This is a genomic window from Nesterenkonia sp. PF2B19, assembly GCF_001758425.2.
Lineage (GTDB): Bacteria > Actinomycetota > Actinomycetes > Actinomycetales > Micrococcaceae > Nesterenkonia > Nesterenkonia aethiopica.
The window spans coordinates 23,800-48,942 of record NZ_MDSS02000006.1; the positions used below are offsets into that span (position 1 = coordinate 23,800).

General features: G+C 69.4%; 21 protein-coding genes and 3 pseudogenes. 11 read left to right on the top strand and 13 right to left on the bottom strand.

Annotated features, from left to right (window positions below; genetic code table 11):
• Positions 1-22: 22 nt before the first annotated feature.
• The 3 genes and pseudogenes from BCY76_RS02910 to BCY76_RS02920 form a co-directional block, all read right to left on the bottom strand.
• Positions 23-1,564: an APC family permease gene (locus BCY76_RS02910; protein ID WP_070158743.1), complete on the bottom strand. Its 1,542-nt coding sequence runs from the start codon at positions 1,562-1,564 to the stop codon at positions 23-25.
• A gap of 14 nt (positions 1,565-1,578) precedes the next feature.
• On the bottom strand, positions 1,579-2,448 hold the full coding sequence (locus BCY76_RS02915; protein WP_085437141.1) for a universal stress protein: 870 nt from the start codon (positions 2,446-2,448) through the stop codon (positions 1,579-1,581).
• A gap of 29 nt (positions 2,449-2,477) precedes the next feature.
• Positions 2,478-3,858 (bottom strand): annotated as a pseudogene (locus BCY76_RS02920) (flavin monoamine oxidase family protein).
• A gap of 193 nt (positions 3,859-4,051) precedes the next feature.
• On the opposite strand from BCY76_RS02920, the gene BCY76_RS02925 reads away from it, so the two are divergent.
• Positions 4,052-4,675: a TetR/AcrR family transcriptional regulator gene (locus BCY76_RS02925; RefSeq protein WP_237089927.1), complete on the top strand. Its 624-nt coding sequence runs from the start codon at positions 4,052-4,054 to the stop codon at positions 4,673-4,675.
• Positions 4,676-4,787: 112 nt separating this feature from the next.
• On the opposite strand, the gene BCY76_RS02930 is transcribed toward BCY76_RS02925, so the two are convergent.
• Positions 4,788-6,215, bottom strand: coding sequence for a gamma-aminobutyraldehyde dehydrogenase (locus BCY76_RS02930; protein WP_070162503.1), 1,428 nt, complete (start codon positions 6,213-6,215; stop codon positions 4,788-4,790).
• A gap of 229 nt (positions 6,216-6,444) precedes the next feature.
• Between BCY76_RS02930 and BCY76_RS02935 the strand changes: the two genes are divergently transcribed.
• Both BCY76_RS02935 and BCY76_RS02940 read left to right on the top strand, forming a co-directional pair.
• Complete coding sequence (locus tag BCY76_RS02935; protein ID WP_085437142.1) at positions 6,445-7,467, top strand: LLM class flavin-dependent oxidoreductase; 1,023 nt, start codon at positions 6,445-6,447, stop codon at positions 7,465-7,467.
• A 27-nt stretch (positions 7,468-7,494) separates the two neighbouring features.
• Positions 7,495-8,250: an alpha/beta hydrolase family protein gene (locus tag BCY76_RS02940; RefSeq protein ID WP_070162520.1), complete on the top strand. Its 756-nt coding sequence runs from the start codon at positions 7,495-7,497 to the stop codon at positions 8,248-8,250.
• A 100-nt stretch (positions 8,251-8,350) separates the two neighbouring features.
• Here the strand turns inward: BCY76_RS02940 and BCY76_RS02945 are convergent, their stop codons facing one another.
• The 5 genes from BCY76_RS02945 to BCY76_RS02965 form a co-directional block, all read right to left on the bottom strand.
• A complete protein-coding gene (locus BCY76_RS02945) occupies positions 8,351-8,899 on the bottom strand; it encodes a DinB family protein (RefSeq protein ID WP_070162505.1) in 549 nt (182 codons plus the stop codon).
• A 172-nt stretch (positions 8,900-9,071) separates the two neighbouring features.
• Positions 9,072-9,365, bottom strand: a complete 294-nt coding sequence (locus tag BCY76_RS02950) for a hypothetical protein (RefSeq protein ID WP_070162506.1) — start codon at positions 9,363-9,365, stop codon at positions 9,072-9,074.
• Positions 9,362-9,694, bottom strand: coding sequence for a hypothetical protein (locus BCY76_RS02955; RefSeq protein WP_085437143.1), 333 nt, complete (start codon positions 9,692-9,694; stop codon positions 9,362-9,364). Before BCY76_RS02955 ends, BCY76_RS02950 begins: the two co-directional genes overlap by 4 nt.
• Positions 9,695-9,739: 45 nt before the next feature.
• The gene (locus BCY76_RS02960) at positions 9,740-11,050 is read right to left on the bottom strand and encodes an ABC transporter permease (protein WP_070162510.1); all 1,311 of its coding nucleotides are present in this window, start codon (positions 11,048-11,050) and stop codon (positions 9,740-9,742) included.
• Positions 11,047-11,811, bottom strand: a complete 765-nt coding sequence (locus BCY76_RS02965; RefSeq protein WP_083277796.1) for an ABC transporter ATP-binding protein — start codon at positions 11,809-11,811, stop codon at positions 11,047-11,049. Before BCY76_RS02965 ends, BCY76_RS02960 begins: the two co-directional genes overlap by 4 nt.
• Before the next feature lie 168 nt (positions 11,812-11,979).
• On the opposite strand from BCY76_RS02965, the gene BCY76_RS02970 reads away from it, so the two are divergent.
• Both BCY76_RS02970 and BCY76_RS02975 read left to right on the top strand, forming a co-directional pair.
• Positions 11,980-13,002, top strand: coding sequence for an ABC transporter ATP-binding protein (locus BCY76_RS02970; RefSeq protein WP_083277797.1), 1,023 nt, complete (start codon positions 11,980-11,982; stop codon positions 13,000-13,002).
• Entirely contained in the window at positions 12,995-14,779 is a 1,785-nt protein-coding gene (locus BCY76_RS02975; RefSeq protein ID WP_237089928.1) for an ABC transporter permease, read from the top strand. The genes BCY76_RS02970 and BCY76_RS02975 overlap by 8 nt, the downstream gene beginning before the upstream one ends.
• 40 nt (positions 14,780-14,819) lie before the next feature.
• Here BCY76_RS02975 and BCY76_RS02980 read toward each other — a convergent pair whose 3' ends face one another.
• A complete protein-coding gene (locus BCY76_RS02980; RefSeq protein WP_070162512.1) occupies positions 14,820-15,836 on the bottom strand; it encodes a 1-aminocyclopropane-1-carboxylate deaminase in 1,017 nt (338 codons plus the stop codon).
• 196 nt (positions 15,837-16,032) lie between these two features.
• On the opposite strand from BCY76_RS02980, the gene BCY76_RS02985 reads away from it, so the two are divergent.
• Positions 16,033-16,677, top strand: coding sequence for a GntR family transcriptional regulator (locus tag BCY76_RS02985; RefSeq protein ID WP_070162514.1), 645 nt, complete (start codon positions 16,033-16,035; stop codon positions 16,675-16,677).
• 198 nt (positions 16,678-16,875) lie between these two features.
• On the opposite strand, the gene BCY76_RS02990 is transcribed toward BCY76_RS02985, so the two are convergent.
• Together BCY76_RS02990 and glyA are read right to left on the bottom strand one after the other, a co-directional pair.
• Positions 16,876-17,775, bottom strand: a complete 900-nt coding sequence (locus tag BCY76_RS02990) for a bifunctional methylenetetrahydrofolate dehydrogenase/methenyltetrahydrofolate cyclohydrolase (protein WP_070162516.1) — start codon at positions 17,773-17,775, stop codon at positions 16,876-16,878.
• Positions 17,775-19,076, bottom strand: coding sequence for a serine hydroxymethyltransferase (glyA, locus tag BCY76_RS02995; RefSeq protein ID WP_070162518.1), 1,302 nt, complete (start codon positions 19,074-19,076; stop codon positions 17,775-17,777). Before glyA ends, BCY76_RS02990 begins: the two co-directional genes overlap by 1 nt.
• A gap of 286 nt (positions 19,077-19,362) precedes the next feature.
• Between glyA and BCY76_RS03000 the strand changes: the two are divergent.
• The 5 genes and pseudogenes from BCY76_RS03000 (at position 19,363) to BCY76_RS19800 (ending at position 24,093) form a co-directional block, all read left to right on the top strand.
• A pseudogene (locus BCY76_RS03000) lies at positions 19,363-20,773 on the top strand (extracellular solute-binding protein).
• A 103-nt stretch (positions 20,774-20,876) separates the two neighbouring features.
• Positions 20,877-21,731, top strand: coding sequence for a carbohydrate ABC transporter permease (locus tag BCY76_RS03005; protein ID WP_237089937.1), 855 nt, complete (start codon positions 20,877-20,879; stop codon positions 21,729-21,731).
• A 58-nt stretch (positions 21,732-21,789) separates the two neighbouring features.
• Positions 21,790-22,655 (top strand): annotated as a pseudogene (locus tag BCY76_RS03010) (carbohydrate ABC transporter permease).
• A 56-nt stretch (positions 22,656-22,711) separates the two neighbouring features.
• The gene (locus BCY76_RS19795; protein ID WP_272896809.1) at positions 22,712-23,350 is read left to right on the top strand and encodes a glycoside hydrolase family 32 protein; all 639 of its coding nucleotides are present in this window, start codon (positions 22,712-22,714) and stop codon (positions 23,348-23,350) included.
• On the top strand, positions 23,260-24,093 hold the full coding sequence (locus tag BCY76_RS19800; RefSeq protein WP_272896810.1) for a hypothetical protein: 834 nt from the start codon (positions 23,260-23,262) through the stop codon (positions 24,091-24,093). Before BCY76_RS19795 ends, BCY76_RS19800 begins: the two co-directional genes overlap by 91 nt.
• On the opposite strand, the gene BCY76_RS03020 is transcribed toward BCY76_RS19800, so the two are convergent.
• Positions 24,048-25,076 carry a LacI family DNA-binding transcriptional regulator gene (locus BCY76_RS03020; RefSeq protein ID WP_237089929.1) on the bottom strand — a complete coding sequence of 343 codons (1,029 nt, stop codon included), beginning with the start codon at positions 25,074-25,076 and terminating at the stop codon, positions 24,048-24,050. The genes BCY76_RS19800 and BCY76_RS03020 overlap by 46 nt on opposite strands.
• Between the last annotated feature and the right edge of the window lie 67 nt (positions 25,077-25,143).

Sequence of the window (25,143 nt, forward strand, 5' to 3'; positions counted from 1 at the left end):
CTCAGGGTCCTCCGCGGGGCGGTCAGGCGGTCGGGTGCTCGGTGGTCTCGAAACGGCGGCGGAAGAACTCCGGGTTGCGGCGGTGCTGGTAGAGCATCGCGGCCACGCCGAGCACGAAGATCAGCACGCCCAGGATGAACACCAGGCCGACGCCGCCGATCTCGGAGCCGGAGCCGTAGGCCGGGTCCATCGAGTCCCAGGCGGTCTGGAAGAAGAAGATCAGCAGCAGGATGCCGCCCAGCAGCGGGGCCAGCAGCTTGTTGATGAAGGATCCCACGGAGGCGGTGGCCTCGGCACGGAAGTACCACACGCAGGCCAGCGCCGTGACGCCGTAGTAGAAGCAGACCATCATGCCCAGAGTGGTGATGGTGTCCCACAGGACGTTCTCCGAGATCACGCGCATCACCGCGTAGAAGACCGCGGCGATGACCACCGAGACGATCGTCGCGTAGGCCGGCGTCTGGTGCTTGGGGCTGACCTTCGCATACTTGGGGCTCAGCGCTCCGTAGTGGCCCATGGCGAGCATGGTCCGCGCCGGGGAGATCATCGTGGACTGCAGCGAGGAGGCGGAGGAGGACAGCACTGCCAGGGAGATGAGGATCGCGAAGGGCCCCATCACCGGGCCGGCCAGCGCGGCGAAGACGTTCTCCTGGATGTCCGGGTTGCCCAGGCCGAAGTCCCCGGTGGAGACGCCCGCGTAGGACAGGGTCGCCAGCGTCACCAGGGTGTAGAGCCCGACGACGACCAGGATGGTCAGCACGGCCGCCTTGCCGGGCGTGGTGGTGGTGCCCTTGGACTCCTCGTTCATCGTCAGTACGACGTCCCAGCCCCAGTAGATGAACACCGACAGGGCGATGCCTGCGGCGAAGGCGGAGAAGGTCTCCACACCGAACGGGTTGAACCAGTCCCAGCTGAAGTGGGTCGCGTCGAAGGCGGTGCCGCTGCCCACGTGGCGGAAGGCCACCACGGAGAACCAGACCAGCACGAGCATCTGGAAGGAGACCAGCAGGTACTGGAACGCCTTGGTGGCCTCCAGTCCGCGGTAGGAGATGTAGGCGGCCACGGCCATGAAGGCCAGGCAGGTGAGGATGTTGACCGGCACGTTGCGTGTCAGGTCCGCGATCCAGTCCAGGCCGGTGAGCTGACTGATCGCCAAGTAGAAGAAGTCCACGGCGATGCCGGCAAGGTTGGACAGCACCAGGATCGTGGAGGCCAGCAGGCACCAGCTGCCCATCCACCCGATCCATGGGCCGAAGGCCCGGGAGGCCCAGGTGAAGGTGGTGCCGGAGTCGGGCATGGCCCGGTTGAGCTGGCGGTAGCCCAGGGCCACCAGCAGCATCGGGATGAACCCGACGATCAGCACCGCCGGCAGGTGCTCACCAACGGCCGAGGCGGTGGGTCCGACCGCGCCGGAGAGCGTGTAGGCCGGTGCGATCGTGGAGACGCCGATGACGACGGCGCCGAGCGTGCCGATCGCTCCGGCACTCAGGCCTTTCCTGTGGTCCGTCCCTGCGGGTGCGGATCCTGGGGCGCCGGTGGCGGCGCCGCTGCCGATCTGGGTCATGGTGGTGTCCTCCCTCAGCGGACGGCGTCCGCGGGGTTCGGGTGGTCGTTCCGGTGGTCAGGGGTGTCATGGCGCGGCATGACGATCAGCGGGATCGGCAGCTGCGTGAGGATGCGGGCGGCGGTGTCACCCAGGAAGAGTCGACGTCGGCCGGCCAGGCGGGAGGAGCCCATCATGAGCAGGCCGCCTTCGGGCCAGTCGTGGGCGGCGACGGCGCGGGCGGGGTCCCCGCCCTGGGGGAAGGTCACCTGGGTCACCGGCACCTGGAGCTGGGCCGCCCAGGCGGCGGCGTCGTCGGCGACCTGGTGCACGCCACCGCCCGGGGAGACGGCGGCCAGCACGTGGCCGACCGGTGTCTCGTCGCGGTGGCCGGCAGGCGCCAACGCCAGCGGCACCGGGGAGCTGTGCAGCAGAGCGTCCACCGCCGGGTGGGTGGTGAGCCGACGGGCCCCCACTCCGGAACCGGTGACCAGCAGGTCGGCTCCGTGCTCCTCGGCGGCGGCGATCAGACCTTCGGCCACCGAGGGGGCGGGGCTGATCGCGCTGCTGTGCGCGACGTCGTCGGGGATCATCTGCTGCGCCTCGGCGAGCCAGCCGCGTGCCTGGTCGGCGATGATCCCGCCGACGTCGCCCACCGGCGGGTACGCCGGGGTGAAGGCGGAGTGCTGCCGCAGGATCAGCTGCAGGTGCAGGTGTGCGTCGGCGGCCCGGGCGAGGGCGACGCCGAGTCGCACCGCATCGCGGCTGCGCTCGTCACCGCCGTATCCGACCAGGATGCGTCGCAGGGCGGGGGCCGTCACCGCGGGCGGGGTCTCCGTCTCCGTGACGGTGACGGCCTCAGCGCCGGCGTCAGTGCCGGTGCCGGTCTCTGTGTGGGGGCTCATCGGGGGGTCTCCTCTCGCAGGCTCGTCGCTCACACCGTGGCGGCTGACGTCGGCAGCTCGGCCAGGACGTCCTCGGCGGCTCGGCGGCCCTGGCGCAGGTCCGCCGTCGACGTGCTGATAGCCCTCGGCGGCAAGGTCCGAGCAGGCCCAGTGGATCGGACCGACGGCCTCCCGCTGATGGGCGCCGTAGCGGCTCAGTCCGCCGAGGTCGAAGCTGGCGGCGTAGGCTCCGCGGGTCCACTCCTCCGAGCCGAAGTCGGACTCGTAGTAGACCTCGGGGCTCAGCGCCTGATCACCCAGGTAGTGCGCGAGCGACTCGAGGATCCGCCGACGACGCTCCTCCTCAGGGAGGGCGAACATCTCGTCGGCCTTCTCGTCGGAGACGAAGGCGACGAGGGTTCCGCGGGAGTCCCCGTGGTTGGTGTTGTCGTAGACCTCCTGGCAGATCTCCGCGGCCCCGAACCCGGTGCCGGAGAGGCCTGCTTCGCGCCAGAAGGGGCGGTCGTAGACGGCGTGGACCTTGATGACCAGGCCCATGGACTGGTGCTGGTGCATCTGGTGCTGCAGTCGTGGCAGGGCCGGTTCGAAGCTGATGCGGGAGTACAGGTTCGGCGGGACGGCCACGATCACCTGCTGCGCGCGGACGGTGACCCGGTCCGACCACACGGTGACCCCGTGCGGCTCCTCCCAGGCGATGGTGCGCACCGGGGTCTCCAGGTGCACGGTGCCCGGCTCGAGCTGAGCGGCCATCGTCTCGGAGACGCTCTGCATGCCGCCGACCACGCGACGGTCCAGGATGAAGTCCTCATCGACCAGGTGGCTGAAGGAGCCTGCGGAGGCGGCCATCAGCACCGCCTGCAGCGCGGAGAAGGCGTGGTCCGGCTTGGTCAGCATGCCGCCGGCCAGGAAGATCGCGAGGTTCTCGCGGGCCGGGGCGTCGTCGGTCTGCTGCCGCAGCCACTCGGCGAACGTGACCGAGTCCAGCTCCCGGGCCTGCGGGTGCGCCCACGGCTCCTGGGCCCCGATCTCGGCGGCCAGCCGATCGAGGATCTCGATGACGCGCTCCATCTCGGCCTCGGTGTGCTCCCCGACGGGGAACATCTCACCGGTGAACTCGTGGCGGGTGCCGTCGGTGGCCAGGTAGACGTTGGCCCCGTCGCGGTGGCGCTGGAAGGTCTCCAGCCCAAGCTCGTCGAGGAGACCCAGCAGCTCGGTCTGGTCCGGCGAGACCCACTGGCCCCCGACCTCCAGGAAGGCGCCGTCGATCTCCTGCGACCAGGTGCGGCCTCCCACGCGGTCGCGAGCCTCCAGGACGGCGACGCTGCGGCCCTGCTGCTGCAGGGCGCGGGCGGCGCGCAGCCCGGCCGGTCCGGCCCCCACCACGACGACGTCACGGTCGAGTGCCTCGATGCTTCCCACGGAGCGGATCCCTGTCACTGTGCTCTCCTTCACAATTAAATGAACTATATTCATTAACGGGCATGGACACCCACCTTGTCAAGCCCTGCGATGACTTCCCCCGCCCTGCGGGCCGTCGTCGTGGTTCTCACCCAGGCGCCGCCTACACTGAGGGCGCCAGCTGACCTCGACCCGAAGGACCACCGTGAGCCCGGAGCAGACCCGACCCCGACGACGCGGCCGACCGTCCTCCCCCGTACTCTCCCGCGAGGGCATCACCACCGCGGCGATCCGGATCGTGAGCACCCGTGGCTACCGGGACCTGACGATGGCGTCCCTCGCCCGCGAGCTCGGCGTCTCCACCTCGGCGCTGTACAACCACGTCTCCTCCAAGCGAGATGTGATGCTGCTCCTGCAGGATCGGCTCAACGAACAGATCGACACCACCGGCTTCCAGTCCCTGCCCTGGGACCAGGCGCTGCGCCGGTGGGCGATCTCCTACCGGGACTGCTACATCCGGCACACCGAGCTGATCCCGATCATGGCTGTCCTCCCGGTAGCCGACGCGCCCCAGACGCTGGTGATGTACGAACGTGTCACCGCCGCACTGGAGGACGCCGGCATCCCCGGGCCGGACGCCGTGGACGTGATCGTCGGCGTCGAGGCCCTCGTCTTCGGCGCCGCCTACGACGCCTCGGCACCGGCCGACATCTTCGACCCCGGGCGCCGGGCAGACCTGGCCCCGCGCTTCGGCCGGGCCGCTGCGGCGCGGGACGAGACGCCCGCGCCGCGGCGGACCGCGCCTTCCTGTTCACCTTGGACTCTCTGATCGACGGACTGCGCCGCCGCGTGGCCACCGAGTGAGCGTCGCGCGACCTCTGGGGAGGCGCGGGCATGAGCCCCTCGGGCGGCCGCTCGGGCGGATGCTCAGGAGCGGCCGCTCAGACCTCGATGGCGTGCATGACGTGCTTGACCCGGGTGTATTCCTCCACCGCATACCCGGAGAGATCCTTCCCATGCCCCGAAGCCTTGAACCCCCCATGAGGCATCTCCGCGACCAACAACAGATGCGTATTGACCCACACACACCCGAAGTCCAGATCCCGAGTGAACCGCATCGCCCGCGCCCCATCAGCCGTCCACACACTCGAAGCCAACGCATACTCCACCCCATTGGCCAGCTCCAACGCCTCCTGCTCCGAGGCAAACGACTGCACCGTGAGCACCGGCCCGAAGACCTCCTCCTGCACAATCGCATCCGACTGCTCAACCCCCGTGATGATCGTGGGCTCAAAGAAGAACCCCGGACTGCCCTCCACCGGGCCACCCCCGGTGAGGATCCGCGCATGCCCCGGCAACCCCTCGATCTTGGCCTGCACCGCCGCGAAATGCCGCGCATTGTTCAACGGCCCATAATCATTGAGCCCATCATCGACATTGCCGGTCCGGGTCGCTTCCGCCGCAGCCACCAGATGCTCCACCAACTCATCATGAGCTGACTCCTCGACCAACACCCGAGTCACCGCCGTACAGTCCTGCCCCGCATTGAAGGTCCCGAACTCCACCACAGCCTTCGCCACCGCCGCAAGATCCACATCACCGAAGACCACCGCCGGAGCCTTCCCACCGAGCTCCAGATGCGTGCGCTTCAACCCCGCCGAGGCGGCCACCGCCTCCCCGGCCCGCACCGACCCGGTCAACGAGACCATCGCCGCAGCCCGATGCTCCGTGAGCAGCCGCCCGGTCGAACCATCACCGAGGACCACATTGACCACCCCGGTCGGGAAGATCTCCCCAGCCAACCGGGCCAACACCAGGGTGGACTCCGGAGTCGTCTCCGAGGGCTTGAGCACCACCGTGTTCCCCGCCGCCAGAGCCGGGCCGATCTTCCAGATCGCCATCATCAACGGGAAGTTCCACGGCGCGATCTGCGCCACCACCCCCACCGGCTCCCGCCGCACATAGGAGGTATGACCCTCCATATACTCCGCGGCACCCCGGCCCTCCAGCATCCGGGCCGCCCCCGCGAAGAACCGCAGCTGATCCGCCCCCGCGGCGACCTCCTCCTCAGCGATGATCCCCCGCGGCTGACCAGTGTTGCGATGCTGAGCCTGAACCAGCTCCTCACTGTGGGCCTCGATGGCATCGGCCAACGCCAGCAGATGCTTCTGCCGCACCGACGGGGTCACCTGCTTCCACCCGGTGAAAGCCCGCTCAGCCGCCTCGAACGCGGCATCCACATCAGCGGCCCCCGAGATCGGCGAGACCGCCACCATCTCCCCGGTGGCCGGATCCACCACCTCGAAGACCTCCTGTCCCTGGGCCGGCACGAACCGACCATCGATGAAGTTCTCCAACCGCTCACCCATGATGACGCTCCTGTTCCTGTGGTGATGTCTTGTGATGCCGAGGGACGAGACCGGCCGGAAGGCCAGAGACTCCGCACCTCGCTTTAATGATCGTGATTCATTTTAGGGTCGTATGACGTGACGCGCAACACGTCGTCCCGCTCCGCGGTCGGGGCCCGCCGCTGTCTCCGGTCGGCCCACCCCTTTCGGCAGGAGGAATACCCCGGTGCCGTCGCCGGTTCCTGCGGAGGTGAAGAGCATCGGATTCCTCTCCTTCGGACACTGGACGCCCTCGCCCCATTCGAGGACGCAGTCAGCGCAGGACGCGCTGCTGCAGTCCATCGACCTGGCCGTGGCCGCCGAGGAGCTCGGCGCCGACGGGGCGTACTACCGGGTCCACCACTTCGCGCGCCAGCTGGCCTCCCCGTTCCCGCTGTTGGCCGCGATCGGCGCACGCACCAGCCGGATCGAGATCGGCACCGGGGTGATCGACATGCGCTACGAGAACCCGCTGCGCTTCGCCGAGGACGCCGGGGCGGCGGATCTGATCTCCGGGGGCCGGCTGCAGCTCGGCATCTCACGGGGATCCCCCGAGCAGGTCATCGACGGCTGGCGACACTTCGGGCATCGTCCCGCCGAGGGCGAGTCCGACGCCGACATGGCCCGCCGCCACACCGAGGCAGCCCTGCAGGTGCTCACCGGTGAAGGCTTCGCCGAGCCGAATCCACGGCCGATGTTCCCGAACCCTCCCGGGCTGCTGCGGCCCGAACCGCACTCCCCCGGACTGCGGGAACGCCTCTGGTGGGGCGCGGGCTCCGACGCCACGGCTCGTTGGGCCGCCCGGCAGGGGATGAATCTGATGAGCTCGACCCTGAAGGACGACGAGACCGGGGAGCCCTTCCACGTCCAGCAGCGGCGACAGATCGAGGCCTTCCGCCACGAGTGGGAGGGCCACGACCACGGCTTCACTCCGCGCGTCTCGGTGAGTCGGTCGATCGTGGCGCTCACCAGCGACCAGGACCGGGCCTACTTCCTCGGGCAGCGCGAGGCCCAGGACCAGGTCGGCATGCTCGACGAGAGGACGCGGGCGATCTTCGGGCGCAGCTACATCGGCGAGCCCGAGGAGCTGGTGCAGGAGCTGGCCCGCGACGAGGCCGTCGCCGCCGCGGACACGCTGCTGATCACCGTGCCGAACCAGCTCGGGGTGGACTACAACGCGCACCTGATGGAGTCGATCCTCACCGCGGTGGCACCCCCGCTAGGCTGGCGCTGATGATGGTGTCTGTCGTCGGGAGTGATCATGGGTGAATCAGTCCAGTTTCCGAGTTCGACCGGGCCGATGCTGGCCGGCCGGATCGACCTGCCCGAGGGTGCTGTCCGCGGGTGGGGCGTGTTCGTCCACGGCTTCACCCTCGGCAAGGACACTCCGGCCGCCTCGCGGATGTGCAAGCAGCTCGCCGCCGAAGGGATCGGCATGCTCCGCTTCGATGCCCTCGGCCTCCGAGACTCAGACGGCGATTGGGGCGACGGATCCTTCACCGTGAAGGTCGACGACACCGTCCGGGCGTGCCAGTTCATGGCGGAGCGAGGCACCCCGGCGGACATCCTCGTGGGCCACTCTTGGGGCGGGGCCGCGGTGATCGCCGCAGCCGAGCGATCCCCCGGCACCCGCGCCGTGGTGAGCATCGGGGCGCCCGCCGATCCGAGCCATGTGGAGCATCACTTCGACGCGATCGCCGACCGTGCTGTGGCTGACGGTGAGGCCGAGTGGCTGGTCGGCGGCCGAGCGCTCACGCTGAAACGTGATTTCGTCGAGGACGTGCGCCGTGCGGACATCGATGACAAGATCCGCGCCCTGTCCCTGCCGTTCATGGTGATGCACTCCCCCACGGACAACACTGTCAGCATCGACAACGCCAGCACGCTCTTCTGGGCCACGAAGCATCCCCGCAGCTTCGTCGCCCTCGAGGGCTCGGACCACCTGCTGACTGCTGACGGCCAGGCCGCGCGGGCAGGGAAGATCATCAGCGCGTGGGCTGATCAGTACGTGGGCTGATCCGTACATGGGCTGATCAGTACGTAGGCTGATCAGTACGGGACGTGAGATGACGGGGCGTCGGCCGGCACCGGCATCTGATCGGTTCACCCCTGGCTCGTCATTCCCCCCGCTGACCGTCGATCGACTCGCGCAGCAGATCTGCGTGGCCATTGTGCCGGCTGTACTCCTCGATCGCGTGCACCAGGATGAACCGCAGCGTGACCACGGCGCCGTCGGGCCGGGCGCGGTCGGCGGATCTCTCCAGGCCGCCGTCGTTGAGGGCCTGCTGGGTGAGCCGCCGCGACGCCTCCACAGACCGCTCCCACAGAGCCCGCAGCTCCTGGGGAGAATCTGCGGCCGCGGAGTGCCACTCCCAGTCCTCGTCTGCCTCCCAGTCCGCGCTGAGCCAGGGCTCCGCCGGTTCGCGGGCGAAGAGCGTGACGGAGAACCAGTGGTCTTCCACCAAGGCCAGATGCTTGAACAGCCCGCCCAGCGTCATGGTGGAGGGTTCCACCCGCTGAGCCAGCCCCGCGGCGTCGAGCCCCGCGCATTTGTGGGCGAGGGTCGCCCGATGGAACTCCAGGAACCCCAGAAGGGTCTCCAGCTCCCCGCCGGCGAGCGGGGCCTCCGGGCGCCCCTGCTCGTCCACCGTGAACTCCATGGTCATGGATCTGCCCTCCGGTCGGCGATGGTCGGAAGCAGTCTTCCCGACGCCCGGTCCCCGGGCAACGGTTCCGGGCCGGTTCCCGACCGTGTGCGACCCCGGACGGCAGAAGGGGCGGGACCCACCCCTGTGGTGGACCCCGCCCCTTCTGATGCTCTCCAGCGGTTGTGGGCCGTCAGGCGACCTTCCCCTGCTCGAAGTACCTGCTGACGTCCTTGGTGAACGCAGTGAGGAACCAGTAGACGTTCACCGCGATGAACGCGATGGACAGCACCAGCGAGAGGATGCCGATCGCCCCCGTGTCCAGCATCATCCCGATGCCGGTGAGGCCCCACAGCGTGAACAGGGTGCCGAGTGCGGCGAACACGGTGCCGAGGATCCTGCCCCAGTTCTTCACCTTGGTGATGCCGAGGTAGGCCACGATGTAGAGCACCACCGGGATGATGAGCATGACGGCGGCGAAGATCATCCCCCGACCATGGCGAAGGAGAGTGTCTCCTCGTCCACGGCCATGCCCTGGGCCGCCAACTGCTCACGCACCGCGTCCTCATCCGTCGCCTGGAACATCCCGACGAGTCCCGAGAGGACGTAGATCCCCAGAGAGACGAGGGTGAGCTTCTTCAGCAGGCCGAACTTGGTCGGCTCGGCCATCGGCCCGCCGACCGCGTTCGGGTCATAGGGGTCGGTGCCGAACTTGGGCCCCTCGGGGCTCGGCTGCTGGTAGGGGTTCTGACCCGGCTGCTGGTTCGGGTCCTGCGGGTTCGGATGCTGGGGGTCCCCATAGGGCGAGCTGGTCACGACTCTCTCCTTCTCACGATGATGTCCTTCACACTACCTGGGCGCCTACTCGTAGCGTAGGGCCTCGATCGGGTCCTTCTTCGCCGCACGCGCCGCCGGCAGGGTTCCTGCCAGGAAGGCGATGCCCACCACCAGCCCGGTGATGCTGAGGATCGCCACGGGGCTCACCGCATAGAGGATGAGTCCGCCGACGTCGCCGAGCGGCCCGCCGCTGCCGGTGAGCAGGGCATTGGCCACCACACCGGTGAGCACACCGCCGCCGACGCCGATGAGCGATCCGAGCAGACCGATCATCACGGCCTCCATGGAGAACAGCCCGAAGATCCGGCCGCCGGACATGCCCAGCGCCTTCATCAGCCCGATCTCCCGGGTCCGCTCCTGCACCGACATCAGCAGAGTGTTCACGATGCCGAAGGAGGCCGCGATGAGGGCGATCACCGCGAAGCCGTAGAGGACCCACGCGATGGCGTCGATGACGGTCTGGATGATGCCCATGAAGTCCTCGACCGTGAGACCGACCAGGCCCTCCTCCTGCAGGGCCTCCTTGATGGAGTCCTCAAAGGCCTCCATGTCCTCGACGTCGGCGGCGGCCTGGACGAAGGCGTCGTCCTGCTCCACGTCCAGCCCGGAGCTCTGGATCTCGTAGAGCTCATCGTTCAGAGCGTGCGAGGGCATGGGTGACCCGCCGATGCCGGCCAGGTTCTGCACCGAGACGCCGACCACCTCGGCCTCGACGGTGTGCGACTCGCGGACCATGTCCGAGATGCCCAGCTCCACCGTCTCGCCCAGGACCGACTCCGGGTCGACGTCCTCGTAGTCGTCGTCCGCGTCGTCGAAGATGGCCAGCCAGGTCTCCGGGACCGTGATCTCCATGGAGTCCCGGGCCGGGGTCTCGCCGGCCACGAGCTCCATGCCCGAGGCGTCGGCAGGAAGCCCCAGCTCGCTGAGCAGGTACTGCCCGCCGTCAGGGGCCTCGAGGTAGTCCGGCGAGACGAAGAAGATCGGGTCCACGTTCGTGATCCCGTCGATCCCCTCGATCGTCTCGATGTCCTCCTCGGTGAGCATCGCCTGACCGAACTCGCTCTGCTGGCCGGCGGTGTCCGGGTCGTACTCCTGCGGGCCCGGGCCGGTGTCCTCTCCCTGGCCCATGGCGCTGGCCTGCATCACATAGATCTGGTCCTGGTCTCCGTAGCCGTCGACCATGTCCTCGATGGTCTGGTTCACACCGGCGGCCAGCCCTGTGGTCACCGCCAGCGTGAACGCGCCGATGACGATGGCGATCACGGTCAGGAACGTGCGGAGCTTGGACCGCATGGTGTTCCCCAATGCGGTCCGGGTGACGTCGAGAGCCCTCATGCCCGGTCCTCCTCATCCTCGAGGCCCAGCTGGGCCGGGTCGAACGTCGTGTCCAGCTGCCCGGGCGTGATGACGCCGTGCTCCTCGGCCACGATGAGCCCGTCCTGCATATGCAGGCGGCGTTCGCACCGGCCGGCCAGATCTTCGTCGTGGGTGACGACCACCAGCGTGATCCCCTGATCACGGTGCAGGCCGAACAGGATGTCCTCCACCACCTCGGAGGTGGCGGTGTCCAAGTTGCCGGTGGGCTCGTCGGCGAAGATCACCGAAGGCCGGTTCACCAGGGCACGGGCGATGCAGACGCGCTGCTTCTGCCCGCCGGAGAGGTCCGTGGCGCGGTTCTTCGCCTTGTCGGCGATCTCCAGCTGCTCCAGGACCTCCATGCCGCGCTCGTTGCGCTGGGATCGGCCCCACCCGCCGATCTTCAGCGGCAGGGTCACATTGTCCAGCACAGACTGGTTCGCGTTGAGGAAGAACTGCTGGAACACGAAGCCGAAGGTCTCGTTGCGCAGGCGGGAGACCTTCTTCGGGTCCAGCTGCGAGACCGGCCTGCCCTCCAAGGCGACGACGCCGGCGGTCGGCTCGTCCAGCAGGGCCAGCAGATGCATGAGGGTGGACTTGCCGGAGCCGGACTTGCCGACGATCGCCACGGACTCGCCGTCGTGGATCTCGAAGGTCAGCCCCTTCAGCGCGTCGAAGCGTGCGGCCCCTCGGCCGTACACCTTGACCAGGTTCTCCGTCTCGAGGACAGGGGTGGACATGGTGATGTCCTCTCCATGGGATGGAAGCGGGTGATGGAACGGTGATCATTCTTCAGGATGAGGGCGCCGGGCACATCGACCGTGAGGATGATTCACCCGCCGCCGCTGACAGCGGAGAACCCGGCGGAGCCCTGGTCAGGCGGTGGTTGCCCGCGTAAACTGCGCCACATGCCCGATTCTGCCCGTGCCACCCGTGCGCCCGCGGCCGCCGACGCCGTCAGCTCCCGCCCCGACGGCGGAGCCGCCCCCTCCGACGCCATCACCGCCGTCGGCCTGACGAAGCGCTACGGCGACTTCACCGCCGTCGACGGAATCGACTTCAGCGTGGCCCGCGGCGAGTCCTTCGGTCTGCTGGGGCCCAACGGTGCCGGAAAGTCCACCACGATGCGGATGATCGCCGCCGTCGCCTCCCGCACCGCCGGCGAGCTGTCCGTGGCCGGCCTGGACCCCGAGAAGCAGGGCCCGGAGGTCCGCGCCCGGCTGGGCGTGATCCCCCAGCAGGACAACCTGGACGAGGAGCTCACGGTCCGGGAGAACATCATCATGTACGGCCGCTACTTCGGCCTGCCGCGCCGCTGGCTGCTGGGCAAGGCCGAGGAGCTGCTGGAGTTCGCGCAGCTGACCCAGAAGGCCAAGGCCAGGGTGGAGGACCTCTCCGGAGGCATGAAGCGGCGTCTGACGATCGCCCGCGCCCTGGTCAACGAGCCTGACGTGCTGCTGCTGGACGAGCCCACCACCGGGCTGGACCCGCAGGCCCGCCATGTGCTGTGGGACCGCCTCTTCAGGCTCAAGGAGACCGGCACCACCCTGGTGCTGACCACCCACCACATGGATGAGGCCGAGCAGCTCTGCGACCGGCTCATCGTGGTGGATCACGGCCGGATCATGGCCGAGGGCAGCCCCTCGGGGCTGATCCGGGAGCACTCCACCCGGGAGGTCCTGGAACTGCGCTTCGGCATGGACCGCAACGCCGAGCAGGCAGAGGAGCTCACCGGCGTCCTGACGCCCGGCGACGCCGGCTTCGACCGCATCGAGGTGCTGCCGGACCGCCTGCTGGTCTACGCCGAGCGGGCCGAGGAGGCCCTGGAGCAGGTCCACGCCGCCGGTCACCGTCCGGTGACCTCCCTGGTGCGCCGGTCCTCGTTGGAGGACGTGTTCCTGCGGCTGACCGGGAGGAGCCTCATTGACTGAGACGCGGCCCTCCGACGTCACCTCCTCGGGACCCGGCGCCGCGCCGTCGTCGCCGGCCGCGGACAAGGCGGCGCTGGCCTCCCGGGTGCGGTCCCGCGGGATCCTGTACCAGGCGGAGCACACGCTGCGCGGCATGCGCGCCTATGCGGTGGTGATCCTGACCAGCTCCATCGCCCAGCCGATCCTGTACATCCTGGCCATGGGCCTGGGCCTCGGTGTGCTGGTGGGCGACCGCGCGGACCTGACCGCCTACGGCGCCGAGTCCTACCTGATGTACATCGGTCCGGCGATCCTGGCCTCCACCATGGCGATGTCAGCGGGCATCGAGTTCACCTTTCCGGTCATGGAGAAGTTCAAGTGGCGGCGCATCTACTACGGTGCGCAGGCCTCCCCGCTGACGCCCACCCAGATCGCCTCCGGGCACATTCTGGCCGTCTGCGCACGGTTCGGCGTCCACGGCGTGGTGTTCACCGCCGTGCTGGTCGCCTTCGGGGCCACCACGAGCCCCTGGGCCTGGCTGCAGGTGTTCACCGCAGCCCTGGGGTCGCTGGCCCTGGGGCTGCCTATCATGGCCTACATCGCCTCCCTGCGGGATGAGAAGGGCCACGCGGCGCTGATCCAGCGGTTCATCATCATGCCGCTGTTCCTGTTCTCCGGCACGTTCTACCCGTTGACCAACCTGCCCGGACCGCTGCAGCTCATCGGTTGGGTCTCCCCCATCTGGCATGCCAATGAGCTCGGGCGCCTGCTGGCCTTCGGGCAGCCGATGACCCTGGGGATGGCCGCGGTGCATCTGGGCTACCTGCTGGTCCTGGCCGGCGCGGCCTGGCTGTGGGTGCGGAGGATCTACATCCGACGTCTCGGGCTGAGCGAATGGCGGGGCCGCACCCCTGGCGAGAAGTCTCGACTGAAGCGGGAGGCCCGACTGGAGGCCAAGGACCTGGCGGCCGGGCCGCCCGCACCGGGCACCCCACCGGTGAAGGTCCGCACCGGACCGGTCGGCAACTACTACTCGGGCAACATCCGGGCGGTGTTCTCCCGGGGGATGTCGGCCATCCGGAACAACCGCGGGGTCATCTTCCTCTCCGGATTCCTGGAGCCCGTGCTGTTCCTGACCTCCTTCGGCCTGGGCATCAGCCCCATGATCTCCGGAGTGCAGGCCGCCGACGGCGGCGAGATGAGCTACGCGGCGTTCATCGCGCCCGCTCTGCTGGCGGTCTCCGCGATGAACGGCGCGGTCTTCGACTCCACCTGGAACGTGTTCTTCAAGCTGAAGATCACCAAGCTCTACCAGTCGATGATGGCAACCTCGCTGGGCCCGTTGGACGTCGCCGTCGGGGAGATCCTGCTGGCGCTGTTCCGCGGCGGGATCTACGCGCTCGGCTTCCTCACGGTGCTGGTGGCCGCAGGCCTGGTGAGTCCGCTGGCCGCCGTGATCATGCTGGTCACGGCCCTGTTCATCGCCCTGGGCTTCGCGTCGGTGGGCATGGCGGTGACCTCCTTCATGAGCCGGTTCCAGCAGATGGACTGGATGATGATGGTCATGATGCCGATGTTCCTGTTCTCGGCCACGCTGTTCCCCATCGACGTCTACCCGGCCGGTGTCCAGTGGATGATCCAGGCGCTGCCGCTGTGGCACGCGGTGGAGCTGATGCGGGACATCGCCGCCTTCTCCTTCAGCGGGCTCACCCTGGTGCACATCGGCTACTACCTGGTGATGGTCGCCGTCGGGATGACCGTGGCGACGCTGCGGATGCGTCGGCTGTTCCTGCGCTGAGCGGCTGCGGCCCTGGACAGCTGCCCAGCCGGGGCGCCGTTCAGAAGACCTGGCTGTAGGCGTTGAGCGCCGGCTGCCCGCCGAGGTGCGCATAGAGCACCGTCGAGTCGGCGGGGATCTCGGATTCGCGGACCAGGTCCATCAGCCCTGCCATGGACTTGCCCTCGTAGACCGGGTCGAGGATGACACCCTCCAGCTGGGCGGTGGTGCGGATCGCCTCGACGGTGGACTCCACCGGGATGCCGTACTCCTCACCCGCCCAGCCGGGCAGCACGGTGATCTCCTCGGCGCGCAGCTCCCGACCCAGCCCGATCAGCTCGGCGGTGTGCCGGGCGATCCGCTCGACCTGGGCGCGGGTCTTCTCCAGCGTGGCGGAGGCGTCGATGCCGATCACCCGCCGGGGGCCACCGCCGGCCTCTTCGAGGGCCGCGAATCCGGCGATCATCCCGGCATGGGTGGATCCGGTGACCGTGCAGACCACGATCGTGTCGAAGAAGACGCCGAGCTCGCGCTCCTGGGCGGCGACCTCATAGGCCCAGTTCGCGAAGCCCAGGCCACCGAGCGGGTGCTCCGAGGCGCCGGCCGGGATGGGGTAGGGCGTGCCACCCAAGGCCTCGACCTCCGCGATGGCCTCCTCCCAACTGGAGCGGATGCCGATGTCGAAGCCGGCGTCGTCCAGACGGACGTCGGCGCCCATGAGGCGGGAGAGCAGGATGTTGCCGACCCTGTCGTTGACGGGGTCGTCCCAGTCCACCCAGCGCTCCTGGACCAGACGCGCCTTCAGGCCGAGCCGCGCGGCGACGGCGGCCACCTGACGGGTGTGGTTGGACTGGTAGCCACCGATCGAGACGAGCGTGTCCGCGCCGGAGGCCAGGATGTCCGGGACGATGTACTCCAGCTTCCGCGTCTTGTTGCCGCCGAAGGCCAGGCCTGAGTTCACGTCCTCCCGCTTCGCCCAGATCCGTGCCCCGCCCAGATGAGCCGTGAGCCGATCCAGCCGATGGACGGGGCTGGGGCCGAAGGTCAGCTCGTAGCGGGGAAAGTCGGTGATGGCCATGGGGCTCCTCGGGATGGGCCAGGGCGGCACCGGCCGTCCCGACGATATGCGATATATTGCACTCAGCATTCCACGCGGTGGATGCGATGATGTCAAGGCCCTGCTCGAGTCGCGATTCTGCTCGAGACGTTCCTGCCCGAGACGACCCTGCCCGCCCGCGGCCCCCGACGCCGCCCCACCTGTTGAGGAGCCGACCATGCCCGTCCCCGCGGCTCGCGGCGTCCACCGCCGCACCCTGCTGCGCGACGAGGTCCACCGCACCATCCGTCAGGCGATCGTCACCGGGGATCTCTCCCCCGGTGAGCTGCTGCGCGATGCCGACCTGGAGGACTGGCTGGGAGTCTCCCGCACTCCGATCCGGGAAGCCCTGCTGCGCCTGGAGCGAGAGGGGCTCGTCGACGCCCAGCCGGGTCGCCGCACCACCGTGGCCGAGGAGGATCCGGAGCGTGTGGCCCATGCCCGTGACGTCGCCGCAGCACTCCATGAGCTGGCCGTCCGCAGCGCCGCACCCCGGATCACACCCGAGGATCTGGTGCAGATGGCCGAGGCCAACGACAGACTGGCCCGGGCGCTGGAGGACCGGGACGCGCCCGCCGCCGTCGCCGCAGACGAGGCGTTCCACGCCGTGGCGCTGCAGCGGGCGGAGAACCCGGTCCTGGATGACGCCCTGGACCAGGTGGTCGCCCTGCTGCGACGCACCGAGCACCTCCACTTCGGCAGCCTCACCGGCGCCGACTCCCCCGCCCAGCATGAGCAGATCCTGACAGCGCTGCGCGCCGGCGACGCCGAGGAGGCGGCCCGGCTGACCCGCCTCAACTGGGCGGGCCTACGAGCAACCTGACACTGCCGGCCGGTGACACTGCCGACGGGTGACACTGCCGACGGGTGACACTGCCGACGGGTGACACTGCCGACGGGCGACACTGCCGACGGGTGACACGCGAGTGGCCACGAATCCCGCGATCTCCCCGAGGACACGCCGTGTCGCGTGGGGAGAAGCCGGGATTCGTGGCCACTCGATGGGGGAGGAACGGCCGCCTCAGCCCGCCTGCAGCTCGGCGGCCTCCACCACATTGGTCATCAGCAGCGCCACCGTCATGGGGCCCACTCCCCCGGGGTTCGGGGAGAGCCAGCCGGCGACGTCGGCGACGTCGGGGTGGACGTCCCCGTAGACCTTCGCCTTGCCTCCGTCAGGGTCCGGCTCCCGGGTGACGCCGACGTCGAGCACCGCGGCGCCGGGCTTGACGTCCTCCGGACGCACCAGGTGCTTCACTCCGGCGGCGGCCACGATGACGTCAGCCTGCCGCAGGTGGTGAGACATGTCCACCGTGCCGGTGTGGGTGAGGGTCACCGTAGCGTTGAGCTCGCGACGGGTCAGCAGCAGCCCGATGGAGCGGCCGATGGTCACGCCGCGGCCGACGACGACCACGTGCTTGCCGGCGAGGTCATAGTCATGGCGCAGCAGCAGCTCGATGACTCCGCGCGGAGTACAGGGCAGCGGCGTGTGGATCGGCTCGTTGACGTTGAGCACCAGACGACCCAGGTTGACCGGGTGCAGCCCGTCGGCGTCCTTGGCCGGGTCGATGCGTTCCAGCACCCGGTCGGTGTCGAGGTGCTTCGGCAGCGGCAGCTGGACGATGTAGCCGCGGCAGGCCGGATCCGCGTTGAGCTCGTCGATCAGCGCCTCGACCTGCTCCTGCGTGGCGTCCTCCGGCAGCTCCCGCTGGATCGAGTTCATCCCGATGGCCTGGGACTGCTTGTGCTTCATCCCCACGTAGAGCTGCGACGCCGGGTCCGCGCCCACCAGCACGGTGGCGATGCCCGGAGTGACGCCCTGCTCCTTGAGCGCCGCCACCCGTTCGGTCAGCTCCGCGCGGATCTGTGCGGAGGCCGCCTTGCCGTCGAGGCGACGTGCCGTCGTCGTGTCCTGCTGAGCCATCACCACTCCTCGAGGCCCTCGTAGAGCGGGAAGTCGGCGGCCAGCGCGGCGACCCGGGCCTTGAGCGGCTCAAGGTCGGGCTGGCCGGCGGCCCCCTGCTTGAGCACCTCCGCGATGATGTCCGCCACCTCGGCGAACTCCACGTCGCCGAAGCCGCGGGAGGCCAGCGCCGGGGTGCCGATGCGCAGCCCGGAAGTCACCATCGGCGGGCGCGGGTCGTTCGGCACAGCATTGCGGTTGACGGTGATGCCGACCTCGTGGAGCAGGTCCTCGGCCTGCTTGCCGTCCATCTCCGAGTTCCGCAGGTCCACCAGCACCAGGTGGACGTCGGTGCCCCCGGTGAGCACGTTGACCCCGTGGGCGGTGACGTCGTCGGCCACCAGGCGCTCGGCGAGGATCTGTGCGCCGGCGACCGTGCGCCGCTGGCGCGCCGCGAAGTCCTCGGAGGCCGCGATCTTGAACGCGATGGCCTTCGCGGCGATGGCGTGCATGAGCGGCCCGCCCTGCTGGCCGGGGAACACCGCGGAGTTGATCTTCTTCTTGTGCTCCTCCTTGCAGAGGATCATGCCGGAGCGAGGGCCCGCCAGCGTCTTATGCACCGTGGTGGTGACGACGTCGGCGTGAGGCACCGGGTTCGGGTGCAGGCCGGCGGCCACCAGGCCGGCGAAGTGGGCCATGTCCACCCAGAGGATGGCGCCGACCTCGTCGGCGATCTCACGGAACGCGGCGAAGTCGAGCTGCCGCGGGTAGGCGGACCAGCCGGCCACGATCATGTCCGGACGCTCGGCGAGCGCCTGCTCCCGAACCTTCTCCATGTCGATCAGACCGGTCTCCGGGTCCACCTCATAGGCGGCGACCTCGTGGAACTTGCCCGAGTAGTTCAGCTTCATGCCATGGGTCAGGTGTCCGCCGTGGGCCAGCGAGAGGCCCATGAGCTTGTCCCCGGGCTTGAGGAAGGCCGTCATCACGGCGACGTTGGCCTGCGCGCCGGCGTGGGGCTGGACGTTGGCGTGGTCCGCGCCGAAGAGCGCCTTGGCGCGCTCGATCGCGAGGTTCTCCGCGACGTCGACGAACTCGCAGCCGCCGTAGTAGCGCCGACCCGGGTACCCCTCGGCGTACTTGTTGGTCAGCACCGACCCCTGCGCCTCGAGCACCGCTCGCGGCACGAAGTTCTCGGAGGCGATCATCTCGAGAGTCCCCCGCTGGCGCCCCAGCTCGTCGGAGATCGCCTGGGCGATCTCGGGGTCGACCTCGGACAGTGGCGCAGTGTTGATGTTCACGGTGGACTCGGCAGTGGTCATCGACGCGGTCTCCTCGCTGTGCGTTCAGGGACGACCGCGGCCCGGCCTCGTGGAGGGGCGCTTGGCACGTCGCAGAGACATGCCGTGGGAGACGGAGCTCCGGCTCCCGGCCGCAGTCCCGAGACAGTCTATCGCCGCGACGCCTCCTCGTCCCACACTCCTGCGGAATCTCTCCGCGTCGATCTGCCGCATCACGACTCCGGCCTGCATCTCGCAGCGCTGACCTGCGCGGCTTGACGTGTGCTCTGACTCACAGTACATTTCCTCACACGTGTTAGGAGGCAGGATGCACATCTCATCACAGTCACGGACCATCACCCGACGCACGCTGCTCGGCGTCGGCGGGCTCGCCGCCCTGGGCGGCACGGTCGCCGCGTGGCCCCGGCTCTCCGGCCAGGACATCCCGGGCCGCGGCGAGGACGTCCTGCGCGTCGCCATCCAGGGCACCGGCGCGGACGCCGCCGCCGCCAGGCCCTGGCCGACGAGTTCACCGCCGAGCACCCGGACATTCCGGTCCGAATCGAGGCGATCCAGGCCGTGGACTGGGGCGACTTCTTCACCAAGATCCTCACCATGGTGGCCGCGGGCACCGCACCCGACGTCGTCTACGTCGCCACCGAGGGCGCGCAGCTCTTCGCCGAGCGGCTCGCCGAACCGCTGGACGACTGGATCACCCAGGACCAGACACGGCTGACCGACTACTTCAGCGACGTCCACCCATCCCTCATCGAAGCCTTCATGTACCACGGCAGCCTCTACGTGCTGCCGCTGGACTTCAACGCGGCCAACATGTACCTCAACCTGCCGACCCTGGAACGGGCGGGGCTGGACATGCCCTCCCCGGACTGGGACATCGACGAGTTCGAGCACATGCTGCGCACCATGCGGGACACCGCAGACGGCGGGTTCGTCCCCTATTTCTGGACCAACCGGCTCTTCGGCGGAATCGTCCCCTGCTCTACGCCAACGACACCAGCATCCTCACCGAGGAGCGGTTCGACGGGGGCGACTGGCTCTGGGACCGGTTCTACACCCCGGAGCAGACGGCAGGCCGCCAGGGCGGCTACCGGTGGACGTCCTCCAACGTCGGCGACCCCCGCGTCGTGGAGACCTTCGAGCGGCTGCAGAGCTGGGTCTCCGAGGGGCTGAGCATCCGCCCGGAGGAGGGCGGCGGGACATCGCTGATCGGCCTGTTCGCCGCAGACCGCATCGGCGCCACCCCGGCCGGCGGCTACTGGGCCCAGGGGCTGCATGAGAACGGGATGTCGGAGGAAGACTTCGACGTCCAGTACTTCCCTCGGTGGCGGAGCCAGCGCCACCAGTTCGGCACCGCCGGCTACTCGATCATGCGCACCTCCGAGCGCAAGGACCAGGCCTGGCGCTGGCTGGAGTTCACCACGCGCAAGGAGTCCATGGAGCTGGCGATGCCAGAGCCCACGACCACCCCGACCCGCCGCTCGATGGTGAACGAGGCCTTCTACCGCGAGACCGGGCCCCGCAGTTGGAAGGTCTTCTACGACACCCTCGACGAGTTCCCCTCCTCCGGGCCCATTCCCGCCCCGCCCCAGCAGGCGGAGGTGGAGAACGCCCTGGCCCGCAACGTCGCCCTCGGCATGAGCGGAGGCCCCGCCCAGCTGGAGACGGCCCTGGACCGCCTCGACCGTGAACTCACCGTCGCCATGGAGAAGACCACATGACCACCACCGCACCTGTCACACCGCCGGCCGGACCCGCCGACGCCGCGGCGTCGTCGGCGAAGCCTCCCCCGCTCCCCGTCGCCGCTCCCGCTCCGAACGCTGGGTGATCCTGCTTCTGCTGGCCCCCACCGTGGTCGGCATGGGGATCTTCACCCTGCTGCCGATCGCCGGCTCCCTGGCCCTGGCGTTCTTCCGCTGGGACCTGCTCTCAGCCCCCGAATTCGCCGGCGTGGACAACTTCCTCACCCTCGGCGCCGACCCCACGGTGCGCACGGCCTTCCTGAACACCATCGTGTTCGTGATCGTCGCCGTGACGCTGCAGCTCAGCCTCGCGATGTTCCTGGCCGTGATGGTCCAGTCCCGGATGCCCGAGTGGCTGCGGCTGTTCTTCCGCTCCACGTTCTTCTTCCCGCTGGTCCTCTCGGCCGCAGGGGTCTCCATCTTCATGAGCTACCTGTTCAACGAGCAGTTCGGCGTCGTGAACTGGCTGCTGGGCCTGGTCGGCATCCCGAACGTCCCCTGGCTGACGACGCCGACCGGTGCCGCCGCCGTCGTCATCTTCGTCTTCGTCTGGCAGAACTTCGGATTCTCCTTCCTCATCCTGCTGGGCGGGATCGCCTCCATCCCGAAGGAGCTCTACGAGGCCGCCGAGCTCGACGGCGCCCGCGGCTGGGGAGCCTTCAGGAACGTCACCTTCCCGCTGGTCTCCCCCTCGCTGCTGGTCGCCTCCGTCACCGCGATGATCATGGCCCTGCAGGTCTTCGACCAGCCCTACGTGCTCACCCGCGGAGGACCCGGCGACTCCACCCGCTCCGCCGTCATGGTGGTATTCGAGGCCGCCTTCCAGCGCCTGGAGTTCGGGCTGGCCTCGGCCGCCGGACTGGTGCTGATGCTCATCATCATGCTCATCACCTGGGCGCAGTTCCGCCTCTCCCGCCGATTCGTCTTCTACCAGTGAACCGTCCGACGCCGCCGCCTCCGTGCCGTCGCGCCGTGGACGAAGGAGCTCTGAACCCATGACCACCCTCCAGCCTGTCACCGACAGACCCCGCCGACGCCTGCGCCTGCCCTCTCCCTCGCGGGCCGCCGCCCTGCTGTTCATGATCGTCGCCGCCGTGGCCGTGCTCGGCCCGGTGATGTGGACGCTGTCCACCTCCCTGCGAGCGCCGGCGGAGTCCTTCGACCTGCCGCCGCACTTCATCCCCCTCGGCTTCGACGTCTCGGCGTACCGCGAGGTCTTCACCCAGATCGACGTCACCCGGCTGGTGCTGAACTCCGCGCTGGTCACCGCGCTGATCGCCGGCGGCAGATGCTCACCGCGGCGATGGCCGGCTACGTCTTCGCCCGCATGCGGTTCCGGGGCTCCGGGCTCCTCTTCGCCCTGGTGCTGGCCACCATGATGATCCCCGTGCAGGTCACGATCGTCCCGGTGTTCATGCTCATCCGGGGCATGGGGCTGGCCGACACCCTGCTGGCGCTCATCATTCCGGCGGTCCCGACGGCCTTCGGGACGTTTCTGATGCGGCAGTACTTCCTCAACCTCCCCGGCGACTACGCCGAAGCCGCCTCCCTGGACGGCGCCGGGCCGTGGCGAGTGTTCTTATCCGTGTACCTGCCGCTCTCCGCTCCCGGCATGGCGATCGTGGGCATCCTGGCCTTCAACTACCACTGGAACGAGTTCTTCCGACCGCTGGTGCTGGTCAACTCGGAGGAGAACTTCACGCTGCCCCTGGGCCTGGTCTCCCTGCAGGGGCACCTCGGGACCGGGAGCATCTCAGTGGTGCTGGCCGGTGTGGTGCTCTCCATGATTCCGGCGCTCATCGTGTTCCTCTTCGGGCAGCGCTATCTGCGCGAAGGCCTCACCGCCGGAGCCGGCAAATGACCGTTGCCGCCCCTCTCACCACCGACCCGCTCGTGGCCACCCACGGAAAGGACTCCATGCCCAGCCCCACCGCCTCCCACCCGGACCCCGCCTTCCCCGTGGCTCACCCCCGGCCCGCGAGGGGATGGCTCAACGACCCCAACGGCCTGTGCCGGGTGGACGGCGTCTGGCACGTGTTCTTCCAGCACAATCCGCGCTCCGCCCGACACGACCGGATCCACTGGGGCCACCTCTCCTCCCCGGACCTCGTGGACTGGACCGAGGAACCCGTGGCACTCGTCCCCTCGACCGACGGTCCGGACCGCGACGGGTGCTGGTCCGGCGTCATGGGCTTCGACGACGACGGCGCCCCCGTGGCCGTCTACAGCGGGGTCCAGGGCATCGAGAACGCCTCGGAGGTGACCCTGGCCCGAGGCTCCGCGGACCTGCGTGAGTGGTCGGCCGAGCGTCACGTGGCCGCCGGCATGCCCGAGGACGATCGGGTCATCGGGGTGCGGGATCCGTTCCTGGTGCGCATCGCGGGACGCCGGTGGGCGCTGCAGGGCGCAGGACTGGCGGACGGACAGGCCGCCGTCCTGCTCTATGACGCCGAGGATCTGGACCGGTGGACGTATCACGGCGTCTGGCTGAGCTCCGGTCAGGCTCCCGCCGCCGTCGACGCGACATCTGGGAGTGCCCGCAGCTGGTGCGGCTGACGGGCACCGAGACCTGGGCGTTGGTCGTGTCCCGGTGGCACCGCAGGCCCGACGGCGGCCACGAGCTCGGCGACACCCAGGCTCTGCTGCTCGAGATCGAGGACGCCGCCCCTGCAGACGCCGCGCCGCATGGAGCCCCCACGACGGTCCCCACTCCGCGCATCGTCGGCACCTCGGCGGTCGACGACGGCCCCAGCTTCTACGCGCCGCAGGTGCTCGCCGAGCCCGACCGGGCGCTGATGATCGGGTGGGCCCGCGAGCGCCGTGCTCAGGAGCTCAGCGACGCGGCCGGGTGGTCGGGACTGCTCACCTGGCCCCGGGTGCTCACGCTGCAGGACGGCGCACTGGTCAGCCGGCCCGCCCCGGAATGCGAGGGATGGCGCGAGGGCCCGGCGCACCGTGCCGACGACGACGTCGTCGTCCTCCCGGACGCTGTGACGTCGTCTCGAGCCCCACGGCTCGACGGGGAGCCCGGCAGTCGTGACGCTGCGGATGCCCACGAGTCCGCTGACGGGGTCGGAGACGGGATCGGACACGGGATCGGAGACGGCCGAGACGGTCTACAGCGGGCCCGCCTCCCGGATCGTGATCGACCGGTCGATCATCGAGGTCTACCGGGAGGACGGGCCGGCGCGCACGGTGCGGGCGGAACCCGCGCCGGGGCAGCAGTGGCAGCTGATCCCCCAGGGTGCCGCCGTCACCTGGTGGGCGCTGCGCCCGTGGAGTCCCGCCTGATCAGTTGAGTCGGCAGCAGCTCCGGCTCGTGAGGCGCCTGCGTGTCCGCCCTGGAGATCCCGGTGAGCAGGATCTCCATGGCCCGTCGCCCGATGTCCTGGTGGGGCAGCGCCACCGTGGTCAGCGCAGGGACCACCTGAGCGGCCACATGTGCCTGGTCGTCCACCCCGACCACCGAGAGGTCACCGGGGACGTCCACGCCGCGATGCGCGGCAGCCAGCAGGACTCCCACCGCCGTGCGGTCGTTCGAGGCCAGCACGGCGGTGGGCGGCGCGGCGCCGTCGAGAAACGCGGAGGCAGCACGGTAGCCCTCGGCGATCTCCCAGCCGCAGGGGACCACCTGCGTGGCCACCTCCCCGGCGGCCTGCAGGAAACCGTCCCTGCGCAGGGGGGTGGCCGGTGACTCCTCGGTGCCGCACAGCAGGGCGATGTCCCGGTGACCGAGCTCCAGCAGATGGCGCACCGCCTGCACCGATCCGTCGGCCTCGTCGGCAATCACCGCGGGAGCACGTCGTGAGGGATCCAGACAGTTGGCCAGCACGGCGGGCGCGGAGAAGAACGTCTCCGCAGGGTCCACCGTCACCAGCCCTCCGGTGGCGAGCATGAGCGCGTCGACGTTGCGGGCGAAGAAGACCTCGCACATCCGCCCGATGCGCGCCTCCTCGCCCTCCGTGTCGGCCACCATGACCATGTAGCCGGACTCCCGCGCGACGGCGTCGGCCCCGCTGATGATGCCGCCGGCGAAGGGCGAGGTCACGATCTCATCGGTGATGACGCCGATGGTCCGGGTGCTGCGGCTGCGCAGCGACTGCCCGACGCTCTGCGGGATGTAGCCGAGCTCCTCGACGGCGGCTCGGATGCGCTCCTGGAGCGCTGGCGCGACGTTGCCGTCGGCACGCCCGTTGAGCACCAGCGACACGGCGCTGCGTGACGCCCCGGCCCGGGCGGCGACGTCCGCCGCGGTGACCTGTCGGCGCACCTGTCGCTGCACGTCGTCTCCTCATCCGTCGGACTCCGCGACCAGTCTAGCGGCGGGGTCCGACGCATCCCTCCCGGCG

Excerpts from the sequence above, each read along its gene's own strand:
- BCY76_RS02960 (WP_070162510.1), bottom strand. The coding sequence starts at position 11,050 with ATGAGGGCTCTCGACGTCACCCGGACCGCATTGGGGAACACCATGCGG.
- BCY76_RS02945 (WP_070162505.1), bottom strand. The coding sequence starts at position 8,899 with ATGACCATGGAGTTCACGGTGGACGAGCAGGGGCGCCCGGAGGCCCCG.
- BCY76_RS02940 (WP_070162520.1), top strand. The coding sequence starts at position 7,495 with ATGGGTGAATCAGTCCAGTTTCCGAGTTCGACCGGGCCGATGCTGGCC.
- BCY76_RS02930 (WP_070162503.1), bottom strand. The coding sequence starts at position 6,215 with ATGGGTGAGCGGTTGGAGAACTTCATCGATGGTCGGTTCGTGCCGGCC.
- BCY76_RS02985 (WP_070162514.1), top strand. The coding sequence starts at position 16,033 with ATGCCCGTCCCCGCGGCTCGCGGCGTCCACCGCCGCACCCTGCTGCGC.
- BCY76_RS02915 (WP_085437141.1), bottom strand. The coding sequence starts at position 2,448 with ATGAGCCCCCACACAGAGACCGGCACCGGCACTGACGCCGGCGCTGAG.
- BCY76_RS02990 (WP_070162516.1), bottom strand. The coding sequence starts at position 17,775 with ATGGCTCAGCAGGACACGACGACGGCACGTCGCCTCGACGGCAAGGCG.
- BCY76_RS02910 (WP_070158743.1), bottom strand. The coding sequence starts at position 1,564 with ATGACCCAGATCGGCAGCGGCGCCGCCACCGGCGCCCCAGGATCCGCA.
- BCY76_RS19795 (WP_272896809.1), top strand. The coding sequence starts at position 22,712 with ATGCCCAGCCCCACCGCCTCCCACCCGGACCCCGCCTTCCCCGTGGCT.
- BCY76_RS02965 (WP_083277796.1), bottom strand. The coding sequence starts at position 11,811 with ATGTCCACCCCTGTCCTCGAGACGGAGAACCTGGTCAAGGTGTACGGC.
- BCY76_RS02980 (WP_070162512.1), bottom strand. The coding sequence starts at position 15,836 with ATGGCCATCACCGACTTTCCCCGCTACGAGCTGACCTTCGGCCCCAGC.
- glyA (WP_070162518.1), bottom strand. The coding sequence starts at position 19,076 with ATGACCACTGCCGAGTCCACCGTGAACATCAACACTGCGCCACTGTCC.
- BCY76_RS02970 (WP_083277797.1), top strand. The coding sequence starts at position 11,980 with ATGCCCGATTCTGCCCGTGCCACCCGTGCGCCCGCGGCCGCCGACGCC.
- BCY76_RS02950 (WP_070162506.1), bottom strand. The coding sequence starts at position 9,365 with ATGATCTTCGCCGCCGTCATGCTCATCATCCCGGTGGTGCTCTACATC.